The 5364-nt window shown below is 46.0% G+C and carries 4 protein-coding genes; 1 reads left to right on the forward strand and 3 read right to left on the reverse strand.

Annotated features, from left to right (window positions below):
• Positions 1 to 463: 463 nt before the first annotated feature.
• Entirely contained in the window at positions 464 to 2032 is a 1569-nt protein-coding gene (locus tag F6J99_RS41615) for a DASH family cryptochrome (protein WP_293122428.1), read from the forward strand.
• A gap of 246 nt (positions 2033 to 2278) precedes the next feature.
• Here the strand turns inward: F6J99_RS41615 and F6J99_RS41620 are convergent, their stop codons facing one another.
• The 3 genes from F6J99_RS41620 to purF all read right to left on the reverse strand — a co-directional run bounded on the left by F6J99_RS41620 (position 2279) and on the right by purF (position 5352).
• Positions 2279 to 2626 carry a DUF1815 family protein gene (locus tag F6J99_RS41620; protein WP_070391648.1) on the reverse strand — a complete coding sequence of 116 codons (348 nt, stop codon included), beginning with the start codon at positions 2624 to 2626 and terminating at the stop codon, positions 2279 to 2281.
• A gap of 324 nt (positions 2627 to 2950) precedes the next feature.
• Positions 2951 to 3163: a DUF2839 domain-containing protein gene (locus F6J99_RS41625; RefSeq protein WP_075897373.1), complete on the reverse strand. Its 213-nt coding sequence runs from the start codon at positions 3161 to 3163 to the stop codon at positions 2951 to 2953.
• 767 nt (positions 3164 to 3930) lie between these two features.
• Positions 3931 to 5352, reverse strand: coding sequence for an amidophosphoribosyltransferase (gene purF, locus F6J99_RS41630; protein ID WP_293122431.1), 1422 nt, complete (start codon positions 5350 to 5352; stop codon positions 3931 to 3933).
• Between the last annotated feature and the right edge of the window lie 12 nt (positions 5353 to 5364).

The following is a 5364-nucleotide window of genomic DNA, read 5'->3' on the forward strand; positions in this document are numbered from 1 at the left end:
AATACAAAAATTCGATTTTTTCGCGCTGTAAATAGCTGATAAACCAGCATTTAAGGCCTTTGGCCACGCTTCGCGAACGGCTTTGTTTATCATTACATATATTATAGCATTCCATACATACCCTGTGCAAAATTCATCCCACACCTATGCTACGCATTAGGTGTGGGGCTTCTAATGCCTGCCAGCTAAGCGCCAAATTGCCAGACTTAGGAGCATTGCTGAATAATGGATTGTCAAAATCTAGTTTTGGTTTTATGTTCTGTTTTTCGATGGCCTTTAGGCCACGCGACGTGAACGCCGAGACACAGTAAAGAAATTGATCAGCAAGAGTTACACTGGTACACTGGAAAAATGAACTACTAGCAAACAGCTACAGCAGTTGCGGCATGCCATCCAATCGGACTACAAAAATCTGCAACTACAAAAAGCACCACAAATCACATGACATCAGGGCTACGCCTTAATGTCATTTTGGCGCTTTCGTGGATCTTGGCAAAATCAAACAGAACCGACCTCAGCCACTGTGAATCAAAAACTTATCGTGATCTGGTATCGCAACGATTTACGGATCCATGACCATGAGCCACTCTATCAAGCTGTCCAGGAAAAAGCTGAAATTATCCCCCTGTACTGCTTTGATGACCGACAATTTGGTACTACCTCCTTTGGTTTCCCAAAAACCGGTGCATTTCGCGCTCAGTTTTTGCTCGAAAGTGTAGCGGACTTGCGGAATTCTTTGCGATCGCTTAACCCTGCCGATCTCGGGAAATCCGTTGGTAGTAATCTTGGTAGTAATTTAGTGGTGCGCCGGGGTTTACCGGAACAGATTATCCCATCTTTAGCAAAACAACTAGGAATCTCGGCAGTTTACTATCACCGGGAAGTCACCTCAGAAGAGTTAGCCGTCGAATCCGCCCTCAAAAAGGCGCTTGCTCAAATTGGCGTGAAAGTCAAGTCGTTTTGGGGCTCTACCCTATTCCACATCAATGAATTGCCCTTTGGTATTCCCCACATTCCCGAAGTATTTACCCAATTTCGCAAGCAGCTGGAGAAATCTTCCACAGTTTATCCCAGTTTCCCCACTCCCAAAACTCTACCACCCTTACCTAAGGTAGATGTTGGTGAACTGCCTCAGTTAGCTGAGTTGGGACAAGAGCCACCAGTCCCTGATCAAGGGGCAGTGTTGCAATTCAAAGGTGGGGAAACAGCCGGACTAGCTAGACTAGATCACTACTTCTGGGAAAAAGACTGTCTTAAGCGTTACAAACAAACCCGAAATGGCATGTTGGGAGCAGATTACTCCTCCAAATTTTCCCCCTGGCTAGCCTTGGGTTGTCTATCGCCTCGTTATATCTATCAACAGGTTCAGGAGTACGAAATACAACGGGCTAAAAACGACTCTACCTATTGGTTAGTCTTTGAGTTACTGTGGCGCGACTATTTCCGATTTATCTGTGCCAAGCATGGTAATCGAGTCTTTCGCCAATCGGGATTACAAGGGGTAAGCATACCGTGGAAGGTGGACTGGAAGAGATTTGACCTGTGGACCGAGGGAATGACTGGTTTTCCCCTAGTTGATGCCAATATGCGGGAATTAACAGCCACAGGCTTTATGTCCAATCGGGGTAGACAAAATGTTGCCAGTTTCCTGACCAAGAATCTGGGGATAAACTGGCAGATGGGAGCGGAGTGGTTTGAGTCGCTGTTGATTGATTATGATGTGTGTAGCAATTGGGGCAACTGGAACTACACAGCTGGGGTAGGCAATGATGCTCGTGGTTTTCGCTATTTTAATATTCAGAAACAATCTAAAGATTATGATCCCCAGGGAAAATACGTAAAGCATTGGCTACCCGAACTTACTTCTGTCCCTGCTAGGAAAGTCCATGAACCCTGGACATTATCATCGGATGAGCAAAAGCGCTATGGGCTAAGAATAGGTGTACACTATCCTCAGCCTGTAGTAGATTTGTGGAAGTCAGTCCAACAAAATGAGAAGGTTTACAATGCTGCTCTTAGCCGTCGGTCTTAGCCGTTGCTAAAGCACTTTATGGGCTTTACCTTTCGATGAAGTATTTCCAGTTGAGTGTTGACAGTCAACAGTTAACGTTCAACACTCAATTAGCCAGCCATGAATTAGCCAGCCATCAATTTTTACCTTTCCCTGTTGATGTTGATCAAAACACAAATAGACAGAATTATATGGATAAAACTGTGCTATATATCTGTGTTTAGCAATCCTGGTTGGATTCCTGTTTTGCCTTACTCAGTTTTAAGGTCACGACAGTGGTAACTTAAGGGCAGGGTGAGATTCTGAAGGACGAATTCGGTATTTAACCAGATTGGCGAGATCTTGTAGTTGACCAATTGCTTCAGCACCTTCCAACTTCATCAGTTCTCGGTCATCGCGCATTTCAGTCCAAGTGATCCCGTAATCTGAAACCAAAAATCGAATCAGGTGATTGTCCCCCAAGCTAACCATAAACGATGCGCTATTCATCTGCCCACCACAGGTGTAGCAGGAGGCTAAATAGCCTTGGTTTTCTAGTACAATTGCCAACGCCTGGAGATTCATTACTAAATCTCTGACAAATTGACGGTGCTCCTCTGCAAGTCGTATAAACACGTCTGTTCTCCAAACACCACTCCTAGATTTTAGAGCTTCTATTCTTTCTTAAAAATTTAATCTTCATGTTTCAATATAAATCAGGATAGAATTGGGGGATTTTTATAAAAAATAGACTTTTGTAAATCTTTTCCTTAATCTCTTGCCTTGTTCTATCCCAAAATAAACCTGTCGGTCAAGGCAAATTGGCTCCCTTGTCAGAATTTTCATGAGTCAAGGGATATACATTAGTAGTTTCTATATGTTTATCAGAATTCTTTAACTAACCTAACTACCGGTCAAAGTGCAACCGATACTTCCGTGTGATTAGGGAGTCGCACGATGTTAATTTACTTGCCACCAACCAAATCCAGGTCCTATAAATCTCACCGTTAGCCAGAAGACAATCATAAAGACAATACCAGCCCAAGCTCCCCTAGTGGTCCATTTAACAAACTGCTCACCCTGACTTTTAGTTATCGGGAGCCATGGAAATATGTTGGCTTCTTTCCCGTAGTCTTCTCCCAGTGCTGCTTTCCGGCGTTTTGCTTCACCCATAATCGTTCTTAATCACTCAGTGATAATAATAACCTATGCATTGAACAATGGTGGGCATTAGCAGAGCTGGTGTAGAATTTCTTAACTTTAGGGGATAATCAGCCTTGGCAACCTCAAGAAATTTACGCTTGTCGCCAACAGTATCATCACGGCTGCCCTTATCCCCCCTTAATAAGCTCACAGGGGTAAGTTTTTAACAAAGACGTGAGGTGTGGGGTGTGGGGTGTGGGGTGTGGGGTGTGGGGGATAAGACAATATACTTAATTGTCTTGATGCAAAGCGCGAGTGGGGGAAACCCCCCCATGAAGGCGCTGCATCCCTTGTCGTTGTCAGCCATGCAAAGCGCGAGTGGGGGAAACCACGCCAGTTGCTCATGGGGGAGACCACGGCAGTCGCTCATGGGGGAAACCCCCGCATGAAGGCGCTGCCTCCCCAAGACCGCACTGGCTCCCCTGTTCCCTTGCTGCATCGCTAAAAATCATCATTGTCTTGTACCAAAGCGCGAGTGGGGGAAACCCCCGCAGGTCTGGCTTTGGTGCGCTGATCGAATCTAATTATTAAATTCCCTTGATTGTCGCACCATTAGCATCGCTTTCTTATGCCCCACACCCTACACCCGCTCCCCCTACACCCCACACCTGAGGTCAAAGTCAAAAACCTACCCTTATGAGCTTAATAAGGGGGGCAGGAAAAAGGCAAAGGGCTTGGGAGAATTTATTCACCCTGTTATGGGTGTGGTGCTACCTTTGACCTTTTTCCTTTGACCTTCAAACCTGTACCTCTTCCAGCCTCAATTTAGAACGCTTGAGTTCTTCTGAAAGGGGAACAGGGTAATGACCTGTGAAACAAGCAGAGCAGAAACTCTTAGAGTCTTTTCCTGTGGCTAGCATCATTCCCTCCCAACTCAGATAAGCGAGGGAATCTACACCAATATAATTGGCTATTTCTGCCACTGACTTGGTGGCGGCAATCAGTTGCTCTTGGTTATCGGTGTCTATTCCAAAGAAGCAAGGATGAGTAACTGGGGGCGATGACACTCGCATATGTACCTCAGCCACACCTGCATCACGCAAAGCTTTGATAAGTTTGCTGCTGGTGTTTCCTCGAACAATGGAGTCATCTACTAGTACCAGTCGTTTACCAACTAAGACATCTTTGAGGGGATTAAGTTTCATGCGGATGCCAGTTTCTCGCATACTCTGAGTGGGTTGGATAAAGGTGCGACCCACATAGCGATTTTTAATCAGTCCCTCTCCGTAAGGAATACCGGACTCTCGGGAAAAGCCGATAGCTGCGGGGATACCAGAATCGGGTACAGCAATCACCATGTCCGCATCTGGTGTTGACTCTTTTGCCAGCTGACGCCCTAGGCGTAACCGATAGCTAAACACAGTTTCATCATCCATGACGCTATCAGGGCGAGAAAAGTAAATCATCTCAAAGATGCAAACTTTGCGCTCTGGCTTTTGACTCCAGTCGAAGGAAGCAATCCCTTCGTCATTAATCCACACTAATTCTCCCGGTTCCACATCCCGCAGATAGTCAGCACCGATAATGTCTAAACCACAGGTTTCTGATGCCAGCACGTAGCCCCCAGAATTGCCACCTAAGGTGCCAATCACTAGAGGGCGAATGCCATTCCGGTCACGAACACCCATTAATCCATCCGGTGTGCCAATGACTAAACTAAACGCTCCTTGGCAAGATTGAAAGGCACTCATTGCTGCCTCCAACCACCCTTTGCCATGGTTAACCTCTGCAGCGATCGCTAGGGCGATTAGTTCTGAATCCGTAGTGGTCATCAAGTTAGAGTTATGCTTGAGTAAATCATCACGTAATTGCATAGTGTTGACCAAGTTACCGTTATGAGCCAAAGCCAACGATCCTAAGGGAGTTTCCACCACGGCTGGTTGAGCATTGCCGATATGGCTAGAACCGGTGGTAGAATAGCGGTTATGGCCAACGGCACTCTGACCAGGTAGCTGAGCCAAAATTTCTTCATTAAAGACCTGGGAGACTAGCCCCATATCCTTGTAGACATGCAGCTGCTTGTCATCAAAGGTAGCAATCCCTGATGACTCCTGACCTCGATGCTGTAGGGCAAATAGACCAAAGTAAGTTAGCTTAGCGACATCTTGCTCTGGTGCATAGATACCAAAGACTCCGCAAGCTTCCTCTGGCTTGTCCAAGTGCTGGAGAAG

The sequence above is a fragment of the Moorena sp. SIO4G3 genome (assembly GCF_010692305.1).
In the GTDB taxonomy this organism is placed as follows: Bacteria; Cyanobacteriota; Cyanobacteriia; order Cyanobacteriales; family Coleofasciculaceae; genus Moorena; species Moorena producens_A.

Bases quoted from the DNA above. Each gene is read 5' to 3' on its own strand.
- F6J99_RS41615 (WP_293122428.1), top strand. From the start codon at position 464: ATGTCATTTTGGCGCTTTCGTGGATCTTGGCAAAATCAAACAGAACCG.
- F6J99_RS41625 (WP_075897373.1), bottom strand. From the start codon at position 3,163: ATGGGTGAAGCAAAACGCCGGAAAGCAGCACTGGGAGAAGACTACGGG.